Source organism: Inquilinus sp. (assembly GCF_057815775.1).
This window is the reverse complement of sequence record NZ_JBYRFX010000507.1, coordinates 1-2,348: the sequence shown is the minus strand read 5'-3', so window position 1 is coordinate 2,348 and position 2,348 is coordinate 1. Positions and strand designations below refer to the sequence as shown.

The window sequence follows — 2,348 nt, the reverse complement described above, 5'->3', positions numbered from 1 at the left end:
TCGTTGACCGCCTGGGCCGGCAGCGCGAGCTGGCGGGCGATGTCGCTGCTGGAGGCACCGCGGGCGATCAGGGCCAGGCAGTCGCGCTCGCGCCAGGTCAGGTCGGTCTTGGTCTGCAGCAGGCCGATGGCCGTGCGCCGCGCGGTGTTGACGTCCAGGCGCCGCTCAATCTCCAGCGCCTGCCCGAGATGGGGGCCGAGGCGGTTCAGCAGGCGCAGCTGCGGCGGCTCCCATTGCGGCGCCCGCCGCGGCCGCCAGACCGAGATCATCGCGGGCAGCGACCCGGCCTTCGGGTGGTACTTGTGATCGATCCAGGCCAGGCTGGCATGCTGGTCCTGCGGCGCCAGGAAGTCGGTGTAGAATTCCGTCCGGACAAAATCCTCGTCCGGCACCAGCATGCGGTCGATGAAGACGGACCCGCCCGGCAGCCGCCGCAGCCAAGGCCGCAGCGGCGCCATCCCATGGTAGTAGGCGCCGTACAGGGCGACATAAGCGAGGTCGATGCCGCTGACCAGCGTCTCCACCGGCAGCCCCGGGTCGAAGGGTCGCTGCAGCACCGCCGCAGCCCCGCCGAGCATCTCCGCCAGGCCGTCCAGCACCAGGACCCAATCCTGGTCGCCGACGGCGGCGTCGTAGATCTGCCCGATCAGGCCCAGGAACTCTCGCTCTTCCGGCACGGCGCACCATCCTGACGACGGATTGGCCCTGACGGGGCGACCGGCCCCGCCGACGGAGTGATATAGCACGCCGCCGCCGAGTCGGCGGCAACGGCTGTAACAATCCTGGAGTGCGAATGTGTCTCCAAAGTGCCGGTCAGGATGATGCCAGGGTCAGCGGTGCCGCGCTTCCCCCTCAGATTCAGGGGGAGATCACACTTCCGCCGGGGCGGCCTCGGTCTCGGCCTTCAGCCGCGCGGCACCGAAGGCCACGCCGCGTCGCTCGGGCCCGAAGGCGATCAGCACGGCGATGACCACCGCCACCACGCCGGTCACCAGCGCCATCGCCAGCCCGTAATCGTTGCCGTGGCCGACGGCGATATGGGTCTGCAGGGTGAGGTTGATCGCCGCCAGCAGGTTGCCGGTCTGGTAGACGAAGCCAGGGAAGGTGCCGCGCGCCTCCTCCGGCGACAGCTCGTTCAGATGCGCCGGGATCACGCCCCAGGCGCCCTGCACTGCGACCTGCATGAGGAAGGCGCCGGCCGCCAGTGTCACTGCGCCGGTGGAGAAGGCCCACAGCGGCAGGGCCGGCAGCGCCAGCAGCGCGGCGATGACGATCACCCGGCGCCGGCCGAAGCGTTCCGACAGCACGCCGGCGGCCAGGCCGCCGATGATGGCGCCGATGTTGTAGACGATGGCGATCAGGCTGACCTCGTGCGGGGTCATGCCGTGCTGGACTTTGAGGAAGGTCGGATAGCTGTCCTGGGTGCCGTGGCTGAAGAAGTTGAAGGCGGTCATCAGCACGATGGCATAGAGGCCCAGCCGCCAGTGCCGCCGGATGGTGTCCAGCAGCGTGATCGGTGCCGCCGTGGTCCGGCTCTCGGTCCAGGAGGGCGATTCCGGCACGCTGCGGCGGATGTACAGCACCAGCAGGGCGGGCAGCACGCCGATCATGAACATGCCGCGCCAGCCGATCGAATCGTAGAACAGGCCGTACACCACCGATGCCAGCAGGTAGCCGGTCGGATACCCCGCCTGCAGCAGGCCGGAGACGAAGCCGCGCGACCGCACCGGCACCGTTTCCATGGTCAGCGAGGCGCCGACGCCCCATTCGCCGCCCATGGCGATGCCGTACAGCATGCGCAGGACCAGGAGCACGGTGAAGGTGGGGGAGAAGCCCGAGGCGAATTCCAGCACGGAATACAGCAGCACATCGACCATCAGCGTCGGCCGGCGGCCGAAGCGATCGGCGGCGCGGCCGAACAGGAAGGCACCGATCGGCCGCATCACCAGCGTGCCCGTGACCAGCCAGGAGGTGGTCTCGGGGCTGGTGCCGAATTCCTGGGTGATGTCGGTGAGGATGAAGATCAGAAGGAAGAAATCGAAGGCGTCGAGAGTCCAGCCGAGAAAGCTGGCAATGACGACGCTGCGCTGCTGGGCGGTCCATCCCTGCATGTCGAGCCCCTTGAGCCATGGCCGCGGCGTGGCGGCGCCCCCTCCGCCGTCGCCCGCCGCTTTGGCCCAGTTCATCCCTTGATGTCGCGCCCGTCTTGCGCGCATCGGGCATGGCTCATGTGTCGGAACCGATTTCAGCCGTAGCCGCTTCCGCCTCTTCGGAAATGACCAGGTAACGACTTCGTCTCATCAGATATGGACGCAGGACGTCAGAGGTGTGCGATGGACGATGGCAAG

The 2,348-nt window shown here is 68.4% G+C and carries 2 protein-coding genes; both read right to left on the bottom strand.

Going from position 1 to position 2,348, the window contains the following annotated elements:
• Positions 1-677: helix-turn-helix transcriptional regulator (locus AC3XYG_RS17790; RefSeq protein ID WP_489141187.1), on the bottom strand; the 677-nt coding region annotated here is incomplete at its 3' end.
• 192 nt (positions 678-869) lie between these two features.
• On the bottom strand, positions 870-2,186 hold the full coding sequence (locus AC3XYG_RS17785) for an MFS transporter (protein WP_489141186.1): 1,317 nt from the start codon (positions 2,184-2,186) through the stop codon (positions 870-872).
• Between the last annotated feature and the right edge of the window lie 162 nt (positions 2,187-2,348).

Coding starts and splice junctions, on each gene's coding strand:
- AC3XYG_RS17785 (WP_489141186.1), bottom strand. CDS start 2,186: ATGAACTGGGCCAAAGCGGCGGGCGACGGCGGAGGGGGCGCCGCCACG.